The sequence below is a fragment of the Pseudomonas sp. B16(2017) genome (assembly GCF_002113205.1).
In the GTDB taxonomy this organism is placed as follows: Bacteria; Pseudomonadota; Gammaproteobacteria; order Pseudomonadales; family Pseudomonadaceae; genus Aquipseudomonas; species Aquipseudomonas pharyngis.
Genome location: NZ_NEKA01000008.1, coordinates 116961 through 136411, shown reverse-complemented (window position 1 = coordinate 136411; position 19451 = coordinate 116961). Strand labels below are relative to the sequence as shown.

Below are 19451 nucleotides of genomic sequence, written 5' to 3'. Positions count from 1 at the left end.
CCCCTTAAAGAACTGCTTTCGGGTAGGAACCCAGCACCTTGAGTGCTACTGCTTCCTGACTGATCTTTTCCAGTACACCTTTGATCAGCGGATCACGGTGATGACCGACGAAGTCGATGAAGAACACGTAGGTCCATTTGCCGCTGCGCGACGGACGGGTTTCGATCCGGGTCAGGTCGATCCCGTTGTCATGGAACGGCACCAGCAGCTCATGGAGCGCGCCGGGCTTGTTGCTCATGGATACGATGATCGAAGTCTTGTCGTCGCCGGTCGGCGGCACTTCCTGGTTACCGATCATCAGGAAGCGCGTGGAGTTGTCCGGACGATCTTCGATCTTCTCGGCCAGACGGGTCAGCCCATACAGCCCGGCCGCCATGTCACCGGCGATCGCTGCCGAGTTCCACTCACCCTTGACCCGCTTGGCCGCTTCGGCGTTGCTGGACACCGCCACGCGCTCGACATTCGGGTAATGGGCGTCCAGCCACTTGCGGCACTGCGCCAACGACTGGGCATGGGAATAGATGCGGCTGATGCTGTCGGTCTTGGTGTTTTCACCGACCAGCAGGTGGTGGTGAATCCGCAGCTCGACTTCGCCGCAGATCACCATGTCGTGCTCGAGGAAGCTGTCGAGGGTGTGGTTGACCGCGCCTTCGGTGGAGTTTTCCACCGGCACCACGCCAAAATTCACCGCACCGGCCGCCACTTCACGGAACACTTCGTCGATCGCCGCCATCGGCTTGCTGATCACTGCGTGCCCAAAGTGTTTCATGGCCGCCGCTTGGGTGAAGGTGCCTTCCGGACCGAGATAAGCCACTTTCAGCGGATTCTCGAGGGCCAGGCACGAAGACATGATTTCGCGGAACAAGCGCGCCATCTCTTCGTTGCCCAGCGGGCCCTTGTTGCGCTCCATCACGCGTTTGAGGACCTGCGCCTCACGCTCGGGACGGTAGAACACCGGCTGCTCGCCTTCGGCCAGACTGGCCATCTTGACCCGGGCAACTTCTTCGGCGCAGCGCGCGCGATCACTGATCAGCTGGAGGATCTTCTCGTCCAGATTATCGATGCGAACGCGCAGCGCCTTGAGCTCCTGCTCGGACATCAGGAATGCTCCTTCTCGAATTCAGCCATGTAGCCAACCAGCGCTTCGACGGCGTCCAGACCCAGAGCGTTGTAGATCGAGGCACGCATGCCGCCAACCGAACGATGGCCCTTGAGGTTGAGCAGGCCACGGGCGTCGGCGCCGGCCAGGAAGGCCTTGTCCAGACGCTCGTCAGCCAAACGAAACGGCACGTTCATCCACGAGCGGGCGTTGACGCTGATCGGGTTGGTATAGAAGTCGCTGTTGTCGATGAAGCCGTACAGGCGATCTTTCTTCGCCTTGTTGCGCTGCTCCATCGCGGCGACGCCGCCCTGCTCCTTCAGCCACTCGAACACCAGGCCCGAGAGGTACCAGGAATAGGTGGCCGGGGTGTTGTACATCGAACCGTTATCGGCCGAGATCTTGTAGTCGAGCATGGTCGGGCACGAACTGCGGGCGCGGCCCAGCAGGTCTTCACGGACGATCACCACGACCAGACCGCTCGGGCCGATGTTCTTCTGGGCGCCGGCGTAGATCAGGCCGTACTGCGACACATCGATCGGACGCGAGAGGATATCGGAGGACATGTCGACCACCAGCGGAACGTCACCGGCCTCAGGAACCCAGTCGAACTGCAGGCCGCCGATGGTTTCGTTGGACGCGTAGTGCAGATAGGCCGCACCCGGAGTCAGCTTCCACTCGTTCTGGCCAGGGATGGTCAGGTAATCATAAGGCTTGGCGCTGGCAGCAACGTTGATATTGCCGAAGCGACGCCCTTCCTCGATGGCTTTCTTCGACCAGATGCCGGTTTCGACATAGTCGGCAGTGCCGTTCTCGGGCAGCAGGTTCAGCGGAATCTCGGCGAACTGTTGGCTCGCACCGCCCTGCAGGAACAGCACTTTGTAATTGGAGGGGATGGACAGCAGGTCGCGCAGGTCTTGTTCGGCCTTCTCGGCGATGGCTACGTAGTCATCACTGCGATGGCTCATTTCCATGACCGACAGACCCTTGCCGTGCCAGTCGAGCATCTCGGACTGGGCACGCAACAGGACAGCTTCAGGCAGCGCAGCGGGACCTGCGCAGAAGTTATAGGCTCGTTTGCTCACATCCACTCTCGCTATGCAATCACGGTAGCGGACAGAGCAAACACTCTGCCCTGCTACGATTTGGTTAGTCTTGCGACTCTTCTTCGTCTGCGGCGTCCGCCTGCAGGTTGTCGACCGCATCGTCCGGTTCGGCGCCGATCACGCCATCTTCCAACTCGACACCTTCTTCGCCTTCCAGCTCGTCACCTTCAACTTCCGAAGGCTCCTGAACCCGCTCCAGACCGACCAGGGTTTCATCCTTGGCCAGCTTGATCAGGGTCACGCCCTGGGTGTTGCGACCCAGACTGGAGACTTCATCGACACGGGTACGCACCAGCGTGCCCTGGTCGGAAATCAGCATGATCTCCTCGCCGTCGAGCACCTGAACCGCACCGACCAGACGGCCGTTACGCTCGTTGCTGACCATGGCGATCACGCCCTGGCCACCACGCTTGTACTCAGGGAACTCGGTGATCGCGGTGCGCTTGCCGTAGCCACGCTCGGAAGCGGTGAGGATCTGGCTGCCTTCTTCCGGGATCAGCATCGAAATCAGCTTCTGCCCTTCCGGCAGACGCATGCCGCGCACACCGCGGGCGGTACGGCCCATGGCACGAACATCGGATTCCTTGAAGCGGGTCACCTTGCCGCCGTCGGAGAACAACATCACTTCTCGCTCGCCATCGGTGATGGCTGCAGAGATCAGCACGTCGCCTTCATCCAGCTCCAGCGCGATCAGACCGACGCTGCGCTGACGGCTGAAGGATTCCAGCGGGGTCTTCTTCACGGTGCCGTTGGCGGTCGCCATGAAGATGTAGTGACCCTCGGTGTATTCCTCGACCGGCAGCATGGTGGTGATGTATTCACCGTCATCCAGCGGCAGCAGGTTGACCAGCGGACGACCACGGGCGGCGCGGGATGCTTCCGGAATTTCGTAGGTCTTCAGCCAGTACACCTTGCCCTTGCTGGAGAACAGCAGCAGCGTGGTGTGGCTGTTGGCGACCAGCAGGTGAGCGATGTAGTCCTCATCCTTCACGCCGGTCGCCGATTTGCCTTTACCGCCACGACGCTGGGCCTGGTACGCAGCCAGCGGCTGGGTCTTGGCATAGCCACCGTGGGAGATGGTCACGACGCGCTCTTCTTCCGGGATCATGTCGCCCAGGGTCAGGTCGAGACGAGCATCGAGGATTTCGGTGCGGCGCACATCGCCGTATTCGGCGCGGATAACTTCCAGCTCTTCGCGGATCACTTCCATCAGGCGCACGGCGCTGTTGAGGATGCGGATCAGCTCGCCGATCTGGTTGAGGATCTCTTGATACTCGGCCAGCAGCTTTTCGTGTTCCAGACCGGTCAGGCGGTGCAGACGCAGTTCCAGAATGGCTTGCGCCTGCTCTGGCGACAGGAAGTACTTGCCGTCGCGCAGACCGTATTGCGGATCGAGGTTTTCCGGACGGCACGAATCGGCACCGGCACGCTCAACCATCGCGACCACAGCCGAGGATTCCCACGGCGTGCTGACCAGCGCTTCCTTGGCTTCCGACGGAGTCGGCGAAGCCTTGATCAGGGCAATGACCGGGTCGATGTTCGACAGGGCAACGGCCTGACCTTCGAGGATGTGACCACGCTCGCGCGCCTTGCGCAGTTCGAACACGGTACGGCGGGTAACCACTTCGCGGCGGTGACGGACGAAGGCTTCCAGCAGGTCCTTGAGGTTGAGGATCCGTGGACGGCCGTCGATCAGGGCAACGATGTTGATGCCGAATACCGATTGCAGCTGGGTCTGGGCGTAGAGGTTGTTGAGGATCACCTCTGGCACTTCGCCGCGACGCAGTTCGATCACGACGCGCATACCGTCCTTGTCGGACTCGTCGCGCAGTTCAGTGATGCCTTCGAGTTTCTTCTCTTTTACCAGCTCGGCGATCTTCTCGATCAGACGTGCCTTGTTCAACTGGTAAGGGAGTTCGGTGATGACGATCTGCTGACGGCCACCGACCTTGTCGATGTCTTCGATGATCGAACGGGCGCGCATGTAAATGCGGCCACGGCCGGTGCGGTAGGCTTCGATGATGCCGGCGCGGCCGTTGATGATCGCGGCAGTCGGGAAGTCCGGGCCGGGGATGTATTGCATCAGCTCATCGACCGTCAGCTCGGGGTTGTCGATGAGGGCCAGGCAACCGTCGATGACTTCACCGAGGTTGTGCGGCGGAATGTTGGTCGCCATGCCCACGGCGATGCCGCTGGAACCGTTGACCAGCAGGTTCGGCACGCGGGTCGGCATGACCGCCGGGATCAGTTCGGTGCCGTCGTAGTTCGGCACCCAGTCCACGGTTTCCTTGTGCAGGTCGGCCAGCAGCTCGTGCGCCAGCTTGGTCATGCGCACTTCGGTGTATCGCATGGCCGCGGCGTTGTCGCCGTCCACCGAACCGAAGTTGCCCTGGCCGTCGACCAGCAGGTAACGCAGGGAGAATGGCTGCGCCATGCGGACGATGGTGTCGTACACCGCGGTATCACCGTGCGGGTGATACTTACCGATCACGTCACCGACGACACGGGCAGATTTCTTGTACGGCTTGTTGAAGTCGTTGCCCAGCTCGCTCATCGCGAACAGCACGCGACGGTGCACGGGCTTCAAGCCATCGCGCGCATCCGGCAGTGCACGGCCGACGATCACGCTCATCGCGTAGTCGAGATAGGACTGTTTCAGCTCGTCTTCGATATTGACCGGGAGGATTTCTTTGGCCAGTTCGCCCATGAGAAGCCTGATTCCTTTTTCTGGTGAAACTTCGCCATATCCATAGGGGACGCACGAAGCTCGTCGATGCAGGCCGAGTGCCATGCACCGACTTACGACAAATCGACAAGTTGACCCTGGATTTGCGCAGTGAAGACAACCCCGTGGGGCCGCCTCGGAAAACGCCGGATGTTATCACAAGAGCCGCCACGCACCTATCCCCCAGATGCGCATGGAGCATAGTTAGATGACCGATGACAGGCTTAACGGGGACGAGAGAGGCTCAGAGCTTCCCTGAATGCAAATTTCGGGGCGAAATTGCGGATGTTTATTGACTTTCAAGGCCCCATCGCGAGCAGGCTCGCTCCCACAAGGTTCTGTGGCGATCACAAAACCTGTGGGAGCGAGCCTGCTCGCGAAGAGGACAACGCAGACATCAAGCCAATCAATGCAAGCGCTTGCGGCACATCAACTGCGCCATTTTCGCGGTGTCCGGGCGCTCGACGATGCCTTTTTCGGTGACGATCGCATCGATCAGGTCCGCCGGGGTGACGTCAAACACCGGGTTGAACGCCTCAACGTCAGCCCCGACACGTTTGCCGCCAACCTCCAGCAACTCGGCGCCGTCGCGTTCTTCGATCGGAATGTCATCACCGCTCGCCAGATTCATGTCGATGGTCGAGCTCGGCGCCACCACCATGAAACGCACGCCGTGGTGCATGGCGTTGACCGCCAGTTGATAGGTGCCGATCTTGTTCGCCACGTCGCCGTTGGCGGTGATCCGGTCAGCGCCGACGATCACCCAGGTCACGCCTTTGGTCTTCATGATGTGCGCAGCGGCGGAGTCGGCGTTCAGGGTCACCGGAATGCCTTCGTTGGCCAGTTCCCACGCGGTCAGGCGCGAGCCTTGCAGCCACGGCCGGGTCTCGTCGGCGTAGACGCGCTCGACCATGCCCTCGATGAACGCTGCGCGAATCACCCCGAGCGCCGTGCCGAAACCGCCGGTAGCCAGGGCGCCGGTGTTGCAGTGCGTCAGAATCGCCTGGGCATTGCCCTGATGCTTGCGGATCAGGTCGACGCCGAGCTGAGCCATGGTCAGGTTGGCCTCGCGATCGCTTTCATGAATGGCGATGGCCTCGGCTTCCAGCGCCACCAGTGGATCGGCGTTTTCCTTCAAACGGTCCAGCCGGTCATGCATGCGGTTCAACGCCCAGAACAGGTTGACCGCTGTCGGCCGGGAATCGGCCAGCAGCATGAAATCCTCTTCCAGCGCCGCGTACCAGTCGCCCCCCTCGGCAATCCGGGCACGGGCCGCCAGTACGATGCCGTAGGCGGCACTGATGCCGATGGCCGGCGCACCGCGCACCACCATCGAACGAATCGCTTCGGCCACGCCGGCGGCGCTGGTGTAGGCGATCCAGTTTTCCTCGAACGGCAAAACGCGCTGATCCAGCAGGTGGAGCGCGCCATCACGCCAATCGATGGCCTTTACTTTCTCCGCAGCCAACAGTCGATCGCGCATCCCTCACCCCGCACTCATGAACAAAAGCCGCCGATTATAGCGATCCCCCCGCGAAGACGCTCGGGTATACTTCGCCATCCTTTACAAAAGCACTGGAACCGACCCTCGATGCCGAAACCTGCCATTGCGCTCGACTTATTATTGCTGCCGACCTGGCTGGTACCCGTCGAACCCGCAGGCGTTGTGCTCAAGGAGCACGGCCTGGGCATCCGCGACGGCCGCATCGTGTTCATCGGCCCGCGTGCCGAAGCGCTGAAGTGTAACGCCGCCGAAGTCCGCGATCTGCCGGACGTGCTGCTCAGCCCCGGCCTGATCAACGCCCACGGCCACGCCGCGATGACGCTGTTCCGTGGTCTGGCCGACGATTTGCCGCTGATGACCTGGCTGGAAAACCACATCTGGCCGGCCGAGGGCAAATGGGTCGATGAAGATTTTGTGCGTGACGGCACCGATCTGGCCATCGCCGAGCAGATAAAAGGTGGCATCACCTGTTTCTCGGACATGTACTTCTTCCCCAAGGTTGCCAGCGAGCGCGTGCACAACAGCGGAATCCGTGCGCAGATCGCGATTCCGATCCTCGACTTCCCGATTCCGGGTGCCGCCAGCGCCGATGAAGCCATTCGTCAAGGCGTCGAACTGTTCGGCGACCTGAAGCATCACGAGCGCATCAAGATCACCTTCGGCCCTCATGCCCCCTACACCGTGGGCGACGAGAACCTGGAAAAAATCCGCGTGATCGCCGAAGAACTGGACGCCTCGATCCACATGCACGTCCACGAAACCGCTTTCGAAGTGCAGCAAGCGCTCGAACAGCACGGCGAACGCCCGCTGGCCCGCCTCGGTCGTCTCGGCCTGCTCGGCCCGCGCTTCCAGGCCGTGCACATGACCCAGATCAGCGATGACGACCTGGCGTTGCTGGTAGAAAGCAACACCAGCGTGATCCACTGCCCGGAGTCGAACCTGAAACTGGCCAGCGGCTTCTGCCCGGTGGAGCGTCTGTGGCAGGCCGGGGTCAACGTCGCGGTCGGCACCGATGGCGCGGCGAGCAACAATGACCTGGACCTGCTGGGTGAAACCCGCACCGCCGCCCTGCTGGCCAAAGCCGTCGCCGGCTCGGCCACCGCGCTGGACGCCCACCGGGCCCTGCGCATGGCCACGTTGAACGGCGCGCGAGCCCTGGGAATCGAAGCCGAGACCGGCTCGCTGGAGCTCGGCAAGGCCGCAGACATCGTCGCTTTCGATCTGTCCGGCCTGGCGCAACGACCGGTCTATGACCCGGTCTCGCAACTGATATACGCCACCGGTCGCGACTGCGTGAAACACCTGTGGGTCGCCGGCAAGCAGTTGCTTGACGACCGGCGTCTGACCCGACTGGACGAACAACAGCTCGGCGAAACCGCCCGGGCCTGGGGCCGACGCATCAGCGGCCACACCGAATCGTAAACACCTCGGGGCACACTCCGGGGCTACAGCCTTTTTCAAGTTTTAGAGGATTGAAACATGAGCAACGTCGACCACGCCGAAATCGCCAAATTCGAAGCCCTGGCCCATCGCTGGTGGGACCGCGAAAGCGAGTTCAAACCGCTGCACGACATCAACCCGCTGCGGGTCAACTGGATTGACGAGCGTGTCAATCTGGCCGGCAAGAAGGTCCTCGACGTCGGTTGCGGTGGCGGCATTCTCAGCGAAGCCATGGCTCAGCGCGGCGCGACCGTGACCGGCATCGACATGGGCGAAGCGCCGCTGGCGGTCGCGCAACTGCATCAGCTGGAATCCGGCGTGAACGTCGAATACCGGCAGATCACCGCCGAAGCCCTGGCCGAAGAAATGCCCGAGCAGTTCGACGTGGTCACCTGCCTGGAAATGCTCGAGCACGTACCGGACCCGTCCTCGGTGATCCGCGCCTGCTTCCGCATGGTCAAGCCCGGCGGCCAGGTGTTCTTCTCCACCATCAACCGCAACCCGAAGGCCTACCTGTTCGCCATCATCGGTGCCGAATACATCATGAAGCTGCTGCCGCGCGGCACTCACGATTTCAAGAAATTCATTCGCCCGTCCGAGCTCGGCGCCTGGAGCCGCATGGCCGGCCTGACCGTCAAGGACATCATCGGTCTGACCTACAACCCGCTGACCAAGCACTACAAGCTGGCGGCGGACGTTGACGTCAACTACATGATCCAGACCCTGCGCGAGGAATAAGCCGATGGCCATCAGAGCAGTCCTTTTCGACATGGACGGCACGCTGCTCGACACCGCGCCGGACTTCATCGCCATTTGCCAGGCGATGCGTGCGGATCGCGGTTTGCCGCCTATGAACGACAAACACATCCGCGACGAAATTTCCGGCGGCGCCAAGGCCATGGTCGCGGTGACGTTCTCGATGGATCCGGAGTCGCCGGGCTTCGAGGAGTTGCGCCTGGAGTTCCTCGAGCGCTATCTGGTGGGCTGCGCCGTGCACAGCAAGCTGTTCGACGGCATGGGCGAATTGCTGGCCGACATCGAGAAAGCCAATCTGGTCTGGGGCGTGGTCACCAACAAGCCGCTGCGCTTCGCCGAGCCGATCATGCAGCAGCTGGGGCTGGCCGAGCGCTCGGCCCTGCTGATCTGCCCGGATCACGTGAAGAACAGCAAGCCGGATCCCGAGATGCTGACCCTGGCCTGCAAGATGCTTGATCTGGATCCGTCGACCGTCCTGTTCATCGGCGATGATTTGCGCGATATCGAATCCGGCCGTGACGCCGGCACCAAAACCGCTGCCGTGACCTATGGCTACATCCACCCGGACGACAACCCTCGGCACTGGGGCGCGGACGTGGTGGTGGATCATCCGCTGGAATTGCGCAAGGTGCTGGATAACGCACTCTGCAGCTGCTGAGACCTGACGCGGAGCGTCGTTGGCTGCATTCCTTTGCTGCGCAGGGGAACGATCTGACTCTTGATGAGGTTTTTTATGTTTGATTACACCGCTCGCCCCGAATTGCTCAAGGATCGGGTCATTCTGGTCACCGGTGCCGGTCGTGGCATCGGTGCGGCGGCCGCCAGGACATACGCCGCCCACGGCGCGACCGTGCTGCTGCTGGGCAAGACCGAAGCCAATCTGACCCAGGTCTATGACGAGATCGAAGCAGCCGGGCATCCACAGCCCGCCGTGATCCCGTTCAACCTCGAAACCGCCCTGCCCCATCAATACGATGAGCTGGCGGCGATGATCGAGACCGAGTTCGGCCACCTCGACGGCCTGCTGCACAACGCCTCGATCATTGGCCCGCGCACGCCGATCGAGCAGTTGTCCGGTGAAAACTTCATGCGTGTCATGCAGGTCAACGTCAACGCGATGTTCATGCTGACCAGCACCCTGCTGCCGCTGCTCAAGCTTTCACAGGATGCTTCGGTGGTGTTCACCTCCAGCAGCGTCGGGCGCAAGGGCCGTGCTTACTGGGGCGCCTATGGCGTGTCGAAGTTCGCCACTGAAGGGCTGATGCAGACTCTGGCCGATGAAATCGACGGCGTGGCGCCGGTACGCTCAAACAGCATCAATCCGGGCGGCACCCGCACGAGCATGCGCGCACAGGCGTACCCCGGTGAGAACCCGCTGAACAACCCGACACCGGAAGAGATCATGCCGGTCTATTTGTACCTGATGGGCCCGGATAGCACGGGTATCAATGGCCAGGCCTTCAACGCCCAGTAATGCCATACGTCGCAATTGTTGCCGTGGCGGAATCCCGTCGCGGCAGGCAATTGCCGCCTTCAGTACCTCCAACTCTGTCAAACAACCACCACCTACTCCGCTCTAAAAAATCCAAGTTATTGATTCTCATCGGTTTTCAAAAAATATGAACCGTATGGCATGACTTTCGCTCTACATCTCCTCAAAGCATGCCGTGTGAAGGCAGCCGGGCAGGGCCTGATGCGATAGCTGACTAATCGTCATCGGGCAGACTAAACTTACCCCAAATGTCCTACGGGACTGATGGATCAGTATGACGCGCAGCCCATAGCCGCTCTCACCCAGCCTGTAAGACAGACTTACTGCTTAGGGGCTCACGCCATATGAAATCACCCTCCCAGACCACTGCAATTGACTTCGACAGTGCCAAATTGCAACGCCTGGGCTTTGGTCAGCAGCCTCCCCGCTGGCGCGACCTGTCAGCCTGGCGCAATTGCGCCAGCACATGAGCCTGCAACTGCAAACCAGCCTTGAGCCTCAACGCATCCTCGGTCTGTTTTTCCGCGAAGTTCAGCGCCTGGTGCCGCTGGACGCCCTGACCTACGTGCACGACGGCAGCGACTTGCGCCTGGAGTTCGGTGCTCGCGGGCACCATTCGGCCAGCTATAGTCTCAGCCACGAAGGCGAGCATATGGGTGAGTTGGTGTTCCGCCGCAACCAGCGCTTCAACGAACAGGAACTGGGTTATCTCGAGTCACTGCTGTCGGCCCTGCTGTACCCGATGCGCAATGCATTGCTTTACCGCGCCGCCACTCAGAGTGCCCTGCGTGATCCGTTGACCGGAGCCGGTAACCGCATTGCGATGGAGCAGACGTTGCTGCGAGAAATCGAAATGTCGCGCCGGCACCTGCAACCACTGTCGGTGCTGATGCTGGATATCGACCACTTCAAACAGGTCAACGACCTTCATGGTCACAGCGCCGGCGATGAGGTCCTCAAAGCCGTGGCCGCGTCAATCAAGGGCCAGTTGCGCAATGTCGACATGGTGTTCCGTTATGGCGGGGAAGAATTTCTGATTCTGCTGTCCAACACCGGTCGCGATGCGGCCGCCATGGTCGGCGAGCGCCTGCGTCAGGCGGCGCAGGCCCAGGATTACTTCGCCAATAATCAATTGATCGAACTGACCGTGAGCCTCGGCTGCTCGACCCTGTTGCCGGGCGAATCCGCCGACAGCCTGTTGCGTCGCGCCGACAGCGCGCTCTATGTCGCCAAGCGCGAAGGCCGCAATCGCCTGACCATGGCAGGCTAGATTTTCTCCGCCAACAAAAAACGGGAGCCAAGGCTCCCGTTTTTTTATGGGTGTCGCCCAAATCAGCTCTCGACCAGCGCCCGACGCTCACGCCCGACCAACACCCGCTCCGACAGCTCAAGCTGCATGCAGCGCTCAAGGAACAGGTACATGTAGTCGTAACTCTTGCAGATGGCCTGTCGCAGTTCCGCCTGCAAGGCTTTGCTCGGGTTTAGCCCGGCGAGAGTGCAGATGATCTCCAGGGCTTCCCACGGGTGGGCGTCATCGTACTGGGCGTGCATCTTCAGCCACTTCATGGCCCGTTTGCGATCTTCTTCAGGGAAAGCGGCGGCATAGACCCCCGTCGAACACACCAGCGCCGACCACTCCCCGGTCGCGCCTTCGATGGCGTAGTTGGTGGCCGCGATGGCCACGATCAGCGAATCCGCCGAACTGGTGTGCCAGCACCAATGGCTCAAGGCATGCAACTCCGGTGGCACTTGCTGCGCTTGCAGGTCTTCCAGGCTCACCCCATGGGCCCGGCTCCAATGCATCCAATAATCGGCGTGGTTGAGTTCGACGCGGATGTTGCGCATCAGCCAGCGCCGCGCCATGTCCTCGCCCGGGTGGCGGGCGAATTTGGTTTTGGTCAGGTTCTGCGCCATGTACAACGCGAATTGCTCAACGACGGGCCAGCCCCCGATCAGGTACTGGCGCATGGTTCTGGCGCTGAGCTTGTTATCACGCATGCGCAGATAAAGTTCATGTTCGACAACCCGGCGTTTGCTCTCGCTGCAATCCTGGATCAACTGTTGCGCCCAGGCGGGATAACTTGCAGCTTCCATGAGTGGTCCGGTTCGGTTGAATGTGTCGATCACTGTTCGGCTCCTTTTGATTTGTGATTGTAAGGATCGGCAAGAGACTTCAACGGAATGTGCCAGGCGCCTTGAACAACAACGGCTGCGGTCTGGCGGGCCGACTTTGCAAACTGTCACAGGTAAACAACTGCGGGCGTTCAATAACATAACCCTGAGCGTAATCCACGCCGATTTCAAGCAATGCCTGCTCGATCTGCGCTGTCTCGACAAACTCGGCAATTGTCTGCTTACCCATGACATGCCCGATGTGATTGATCACTTCGACCATAGCGCGGTTAATCGGGTCGTCCAGCATATCCTTTACGAAACTCCCGTCGATCTTCAGGAAGTCTACAGGCAAATGTTTCAGATAAGCGAATGAAGACATTCCGGCGCAAAAATCATCCAGAGAAAAGTAACAACCCAAGCCTTTGAGTTCATTGATAAATCTGATTGCACTACCCAGATTTGCAATGGCACTGGTTTCTGTAATTTCAAAACAAATCATTTCAGGCGGTATGCCGTAGTTATCAAACTGTTCCCGCAGAAAGTGCAAGAACGCGTCATCTCCGATAGTAATGCCTGAAAGATTAATCGCACACATTGCCAGAGGCCCCTGACACTTATCGTTAATACATTGGGCAATAACCTTAAATACATTCTGCACAACCCAGCGATCCAGCGATGTCATCAATCCGTAACGCTCGGCCGCCGGTATGAAACTGTCCGGGAGAATCATCCGGCCCGCTTCGTCATGCAGACGCAGCAGAATTTCGATGTGCCCGCGGGCACCACCGGCAACCGAGCCCAATGGCGCGATTTCCTGGGCGTAGAGACAAAAGCGGTTTTCTTCCAGGGCCATGTGCAGACGTTGAACCCAGGCCATCTCGCCGAAGCGCAGGGACAGTTCCGAGTCGTCGGCATGGTAGACCTGCACCCGGTTGCGGCCCTTTTCCTTGGCCATGTAGCAGGCCATGTCGGCAGCCCGCAGCGAGGCTTCGAGGGTGGTCGGCGTCTGCGCCACATGCACCAGGCCAATGCTCACCGTGGTCAGGAACGGTCGCCCCTTCCAGACGAAATGCAGGTTCTGTACGGTCTGGCGCAAACTCTCTGCGATCTTCTCGGCGGCCTCCGGGGCACAGTTCTCCAGCAGGATGCCGAACTCGTCCCCCCCCAGCCGCGCCAGGGTGTCGCCCTCGCGCAAGCCGGATTGCAGCAACGCGCAGATATGCCGCAGCAATTCATCGCCGGCCGCGTGCCCGCAGGTGTCATTGACCAGTTTGAACTGGTCGAGGTCGAGGAACATCAGCGCATGGCGTCCAGCTTGCCGGGTCAGGTTATGCAGGGCCTGTTCGAGGCGGTATTCGAACTCGCGGCGGTTGGCCAGGCCGGTCAGTGCATCATGGGTCGCCTGCCATGACAGATTGGCGATGTATTGCCGCTCCTGGGTCATGTCATGCAGCACCAGCACGGTGCCGCTGACCTTGTCGGAATTGCGAATCGGTGCCCCGACCAGGGTCACCGACACGGTACTGCCATCGAGCCGCTGGATCAGCTTGGAGTGTTCACTGCCTCCGCTGAGCTGGCCGCTGAGAATATGCTCGATCAGGGTCAGTCCTTCCGTCTGGGCGTTGTCGTCCAGCAGATTGAACAGTGCCGCGAGTGGCAACCCGGCCGCCTGCTCGGCTTTCCAGTGGGTCAGGGCTTCGGCGGCCGGGTTCATGTATTCGATGGCCCCGCTCACGTCGGTGGTGATCACCCCGTCGCCAATCGATTGCAACGTGATATGAGCCCGATCCTTTTCCAGCTGCAAGGCCTCGGCGAAGGCATGTCGCTGCTTGAGCAGTTTGCGGGTACGCAGCAATGCCAGCACGATCAGGCCCAGCGCCGTGGCGAGGTTGGTGAACAGCAACAGACGCAGGATCACCCGCGACCCTTCACCCAAGGCATCACTGAAGGCCTTGGCGGCGGGCGTCACGCCGTCGTTGATCGCAAAGATCCGGTCCTTCCAGCGCCGGATATCCGCCTCGGTGGCAGCATTGGCAATGATGGACCGATGCATCTCCCGGGCGACATCATCGAGTTCCACCAGATAGGCGTCACCCAGCGTCCAGCGGTCGATGGCGATTTCCAGATAACTGAAGTGACGAAAATTCAGGTACAGCCAGATCAGGCTGGAAACATCGTCCGGGTGGTTGCCGCCCTTGAGGATGCCCTCGCGCGCCGATTGCAGATCGGGCGGTTGTCTGTCCAGTGCCAGACGCAACTGATGACCGCCCTGAGGCACGGCGATTGCGTTCTGATATTTGAGGTAAATCGCCTCGTCACGACTATCGGCATACAAATTGAGGTAATAGATGGCGTCTTTCTGGCCCTTGGACCAGAGACTCTCGCCCGCCACATAACCACGAACGGCCGACAGGACATAGAGGCTCACGCCTCCCAGCAAGGCTTGAAACAACACGACGGCGATAAATGGCCAGACGATGCCCAGCAACCGAGGCGTTCCGAGAGTCCGCTTTTGCTTCATGGGATTCCTTGCGTGAGCACAGTCCGTTCGTCGTCCGGACGAAATCGCTATCACGAGACTAGGTTGGCTTGTGAATCTAGGCAAGCGACAGGCGCTTCAACTCCTTTGCGACAAGACATATGTACCGCCCTTCTGCCTTTTGGAAGCGATCTACTGCAAACCGCCCCCCCTGAGGGCTAAAGCCTTACGGATCCCTCCACACCAAAAGGACAATCAAACATGCTGCCCCCTTCGACTTCCAACGCACCGCTCGACGCAGGCTCCTCTTATCCCGCGCGGCATCAGGCCTTACTGGAAGAGTACAGCAGGTTGCTGGAAAAACTGCGAAACACGCCCTCAACCGCTAGTGCCTTGACCAATACCTACCTCAAACCACATCCCGGCTCGCCTCTGGACCTGGATGCAAAAAACCCGTCCATCGCCCGAAAACTGAAACTGACTCTACGCCCGGACGGGCAGTTCAGCCTCGCCCGGATGGCGCTTTATTACGGTATCTCCCCCTGGAATCCTGCCGATAAAGAGGAACACCAAGCCGCGTTGCGCGCCCTGGAAGAAAAGCGCGCCCGTCATGGGCTGCAATTGGAACGCGGCATTGACGTCGACTCGCTGGCCTGCACTCCGAACCTCGAGGAACGCCAGGCTTTGCTGAAAAGCCCGAGATTACCACCCAAAGAACGCTTGCCCCTCTCGACCCTGCTGGGCCGTCTGACCGAGAGCAAAATCCGTGAAGCCATCGGACAGTTCTTGCCGGCGTCAGTCAAATCGCTGATCGGCCATCTCGCGAAAAATCTCGCCTCCGATATCACCGCAGCGCGTGTTCGCCAGACCCCCACAGTGTACCTGGAGCAAATCCTTCAATCGGCCGACGCCAGCCAGCTGGCGAAGTCGCTGCTGACAAAACTGGGATGGTACGGCAGCGACACTGAACAAGACGATTCACCGCTCGCTCGCAACAAACTGCTGAGCAGGGCAATCCGCTTGTGGGAGCAACGTGACACTGATGCAGAGAGAGATATCGCAGGGTATCCCTGGCATCAGCGCTCCAACTACGGGAAAAGCTACCAGGCCATATGGAGCGAATTCGAAGACCATCTTCTGAGCAGCAACCGGGTCACTTCGGAGATCGAGGCGGTCCTGCTGGCCTGCCTGTACCGCTGCGAATTTCCAATCGACTTCCATCGCTCCGACATTCCCGTCGACCTGCCTTATAGAAGCTCTCTGGTCTGGGTGAACTTTGTCCATGGACTTCATCTGGCTGACGCCATCGAACCGGACCGTGTGCCTCACATGACATTCCAGCAACTGGTTGACTTTCCTCTGGAGGAATCCACAGAAGCCACTGAACAGGAACTGGCTATTGTCGCCTGGAGCAGGATTGCTCCCGCGATGGACTGGGCTGTCGCCAACGGCATCGTGCAAGAAGACAGATACGCCGAGTACAGCGAGTCCACCAAGGAGCGTGTAATGGAGGCCCTCGACCAGCATACAGAGGTGATGAAAAACACTTTGAAACAACTGGATATCGATCCGCCAAAACGCTGGGAGATCGCAGACCAGGAAATCAAGAAAGTATTCGGTCAACAGGTGTTCACCAGCGATGGTCGAAAACTGGTCAGATATTTTGGGCCCGACACTGGGTCAAGGTTCGTGCCGGATATACGACAGAAAAGCGTGTCCTTTCGCGATGTCTATATGTGGAAGGGACATAAAGACAAAACCTGGCTCATTACCGGAAACGATGGCGAAAGTGTCAGCACCGCCCGTTTCAGCATTCGATCGGACGGGAGCATTGAAACGACCGCCAAATGGATCCCGGAAGCCATCCGGCTCAGGACACTGCCAGACGTCAATGTGTTGTTCGAGAGTCAATACAACAGCTATCTCAACACGACAAAAAGTGCCTACCGGCAATTACTGATCAGCCTGTTCAGCCATCTGCCCAATGATGATCGTCTGGCCATCGAATACGGTGAGACAAAAATCTACACCGTGAGATCGTCGACCAAAGACCTGGAAGCTTCCCAGGAGAAGCCCTCACTCACAATGCCGTTGAGGCTGCGAATGGGCTTTATCCTTTCCATGACCTACAACGACCGGACCTGCTGGTATGAATGCCTGCCGCGCGCCGGAATCATTCGCCAGCGTACCGACTTCACCGCGGACATGCTCAACGGTCGCCTTACAACCGAAGAATGGCGAATGCGCGGCAAGGTGCGGGTAACGGTGCGGCGTGGCAAACCCGTACCACTGGACTGGGATGCCTACGAAAGCGGCCGAGCCCCCAAGAAAGAGGCCACATGCGTCGCTATCATCGAACAACTGGGCGAAGCCTTTTCCCCTCAGGCGCCGACGGGTTATCCCCCTGCCATCACCTCCAGTCGCGCCTCGGAGATCGCTATATTAATCGCACGCGACCACTTTTATGTAGAGGAAGACAAGCTTTACGCCAACGCACGGCAGCAGACGGAACTGGAGAAATCGGAAGATAAGCGTCATACCCTGCTTATCAAGATCGGGAAGTGGGTACCTTTCTTTGGCAACCTCGACGATCTTCATTCCGATGATCCCCGAAAAAGCATTAACGCAATCTTCGGCATGTTGACCGATACACTTTCCTTCGCCCTCCCCCTTGGAAAATTTGTTTCCGGCTCTGCAAGACTGGCCTCCACCGCTGTTCGCCTGGGTTACAAACAAGTACTGCCACAATTTTCCCGCCTGACCCAAAAACTACTGATCACATCCTTACGCAACTTCAACCCAATGGATGGCGCGCCCACTCTGGCGAAAGTACTGGTGCATGGACTTTATGCCGTGAACCGGCTGGCACTGCGGGCCGCCATCAGGCAAATCAACAGGCTGGCCGGGAGAACTGGCTCATACGACTTCGTAAAAGGACTACCGCAAGTCACGGGCCCGGGCAGCTACAAGCTGCTTGCCGCTTCTGACAACCTGGTCTCTACCAGAGGGTTCGATGACCTTCCGGTTCGCAGAGTCGACAGCGCGACGCTGCTTGATTATCGAATGCTTGATCCGATGACCGACAAACCCTTTGGACCGCCTCTGGCCGACAAGCTTTACCGGTTGTCGCTGGGCCGCTCTGCCTATCGCCCGATTCAAAAAACCGATCAGCACGTCGTCGTCGAAGTAGCAGAACACGCCAGAATCCGCGAGTTGCCGGAAATCGATGGCCGAATCACCGTTTATATCGACGATGTGCCCTATCGACTGGATGGGGACTGGTTGCGGCGTATCGAACTGATTGATGAAAGCGCGAATATGAAACGTATTCCCTGCCGCAGCAAACGCGCGCCAGGGAGCGACATTTGCGTTAATGAATTCATTACTGGCGATCCCCATCCCGATACCCCGCCGCTTCGCTCATTCGACCCGGACAAAGGTTATGCCCCCTGGTTTGGTGAACGGTTGTGCACGCCAAAAGCGCGGCATTCAGCAGAGGGGGAGTACTTCCTGCGCGATGGCCTGCTCTATCAATTGTTGAATGGCAAACTGAAGAGGTGGACAGGTGATTTCACCCGCTTGGGCTTCCCCAAAAAATGGCCGGTCCCCAAAAGCGCAATCCTGGCCGACCTGCAGTTTCAAAAGGGCATTTATGTACGAATAGAAATCCAGGGAACCTATCAAGGCAGTGATGAACTGCACCGAATAGGCGCGATTGTCGTACCGTCTCTCGTTACCTCCGACAATCTCCTCTTTACTCGCGTAAATACCGATAAATATTACCTGGCGACGTTTCCTGCAGATAAAGACCTGGGCGAGCTGCAGACGCTCACTCTGCAACGACTATTTCAAGCCGATCTCATGGAAGGCAAACAGGGTGCCGAGCTGTTGCGAGCGTATGAAGGCTCACTGACCGCCAACAATCTCGTGGCGGTCTACGGTATAGATGCAGTCGAGCGTGCAATGAAAACCATGAAGCGAATCGCCATCCCCTTGGGCACCCCCCCAAACCCACCCGCCAATATGCAATGGATCAAACTCGATACCAGCCCCGGCGAAGCCCTGATGTTCGATCAAAGGATGAGAATGATCGTCACACAATCGTCCGAAGGCGCAACAACATGGTCACGCAGCCATGAAGCTTCGGAAACATTGCGCCAACGAACAGCCGAAATTTTCGACACATTGTTCATGGAGCAGACGATCCCTCAGAACACAGAAAGCCTGTTCAGGATCGATCGCACGATGAAAAAGCTCAATGACCTGTTGCCTAGATCACAACGACGTTCCAACCCCAGAAACATCGCGTATGCAGAAGTCATCAAGACCGATGGAGTCAGGGAGGTCTATGTCAGTGTTTCCGGGGCGCAGGACATAACAGGAAAACTGCCTCTGTTCAAAACCTATCTGGGAGCCGAGTACGTCCAGAGGGGCGACGCGACTTACTTCAATGTCGACTTGAGCGGTCCACCCACCCCAAGTGGCCTTCTGATGGATAGCCAGGAGAATCTTCTGGCCATTCCGAAAACCTATCCCGCACTGCCAGAGGTACCCACTTCACTGGACAGTGAAAGCAAGTTGATCAGTTTCATCCACCAGAAATATCCCGATAAACAGGCCATCCGCTCAGTCAACATCGCAACCACCATGCCGCCCTGCGAAGCTTGCGCGGTGATCGTAAAGGCGTTCGGTCATACAGGCGCTGACGATTGGCTGAACGTCATCTGGAAATAAC

At 59.2% G+C, this 19451-nt stretch carries 11 protein-coding genes and 1 pseudogene; 6 read left to right on the top strand and 6 right to left on the bottom strand.

Annotated features, from left to right (window positions below; translation table 11 throughout):
- Positions 1-4: 4 nt before the first annotated feature.
- The 4 genes from pheA to mtnA form a co-directional block, all read right to left on the bottom strand.
- The gene (pheA, locus tag CAG25_RS15870; protein ID WP_007950913.1) at positions 5-1099 is read right to left on the bottom strand and encodes a prephenate dehydratase; all 1095 of its coding nucleotides are present in this window, start codon (positions 1097-1099) and stop codon (positions 5-7) included.
- Complete coding sequence (gene serC / locus CAG25_RS15865; RefSeq protein ID WP_085612167.1) at positions 1099-2184, bottom strand: 3-phosphoserine/phosphohydroxythreonine transaminase; 1086 nt, start codon at positions 2182-2184, stop codon at positions 1099-1101. The genes pheA and serC overlap by 1 nt, the downstream gene beginning before the upstream one ends.
- Positions 2185-2248: 64 nt before the next feature.
- Positions 2249-4912 (bottom strand): DNA gyrase subunit A, encoded by a 2664-nt coding sequence (gene gyrA, locus CAG25_RS15860; protein ID WP_085612166.1) that lies wholly within the window; start codon positions 4910-4912, stop codon positions 2249-2251.
- Between the two features lie 424 nt (positions 4913-5336).
- Positions 5337-6413 (bottom strand): S-methyl-5-thioribose-1-phosphate isomerase, encoded by a 1077-nt coding sequence (gene mtnA / locus CAG25_RS15855; RefSeq protein ID WP_039770560.1) that lies wholly within the window; start codon positions 6411-6413, stop codon positions 5337-5339.
- Positions 6414-6521: 108 nt separating this feature from the next.
- Here mtnA and CAG25_RS15850 point away from each other — a divergent pair, with 108 nt between their 5' ends.
- From CAG25_RS15850 to CAG25_RS15830, 5 genes and pseudogenes are all read left to right on the top strand, one after another.
- Positions 6522-7856 carry a TRZ/ATZ family hydrolase gene (locus tag CAG25_RS15850; protein WP_085612165.1) on the top strand — a complete coding sequence of 445 codons (1335 nt, stop codon included), beginning with the start codon at positions 6522-6524 and terminating at the stop codon, positions 7854-7856.
- Between the two features lie 57 nt (positions 7857-7913).
- The gene (ubiG, locus tag CAG25_RS15845; protein WP_039770564.1) at positions 7914-8612 is read left to right on the top strand and encodes a bifunctional 2-polyprenyl-6-hydroxyphenol methylase/3-demethylubiquinol 3-O-methyltransferase UbiG; all 699 of its coding nucleotides are present in this window, start codon (positions 7914-7916) and stop codon (positions 8610-8612) included.
- A gap of 4 nt (positions 8613-8616) precedes the next feature.
- Positions 8617-9288, top strand: a complete 672-nt coding sequence (mupP, locus tag CAG25_RS15840; RefSeq protein ID WP_074688036.1) for an N-acetylmuramic acid 6-phosphate phosphatase MupP — start codon at positions 8617-8619, stop codon at positions 9286-9288.
- Between the two features lie 75 nt (positions 9289-9363).
- Entirely contained in the window at positions 9364-10104 is a 741-nt protein-coding gene (locus tag CAG25_RS15835) for a YciK family oxidoreductase (RefSeq protein ID WP_039770568.1), read from the top strand.
- Between the two features lie 362 nt (positions 10105-10466).
- Positions 10467-11392 (top strand): annotated as a pseudogene (locus tag CAG25_RS15830) (GGDEF domain-containing protein).
- A gap of 62 nt (positions 11393-11454) precedes the next feature.
- On the opposite strand, the gene CAG25_RS15825 reads toward CAG25_RS15830, so the two are convergent.
- Together CAG25_RS15825 and CAG25_RS15820 are read right to left on the bottom strand one after the other, a co-directional pair.
- A complete protein-coding gene (locus CAG25_RS15825) occupies positions 11455-12249 on the bottom strand; it encodes a TenA family transcriptional regulator (protein WP_085612164.1) in 795 nt (264 codons plus the stop codon).
- Positions 12250-12295: 46 nt separating this feature from the next.
- A complete protein-coding gene (locus tag CAG25_RS15820) occupies positions 12296-14758 on the bottom strand; it encodes an EAL domain-containing protein (protein ID WP_085612163.1) in 2463 nt (820 codons plus the stop codon).
- A 219-nt stretch (positions 14759-14977) separates the two neighbouring features.
- On the opposite strand from CAG25_RS15820, the gene CAG25_RS15815 reads away from it, so the two are divergent.
- Entirely contained in the window at positions 14978-19450 is a 4473-nt protein-coding gene (locus CAG25_RS15815; RefSeq protein WP_085612162.1) for a hypothetical protein, read from the top strand.
- Position 19451: the final 1 nt, after the last annotated feature.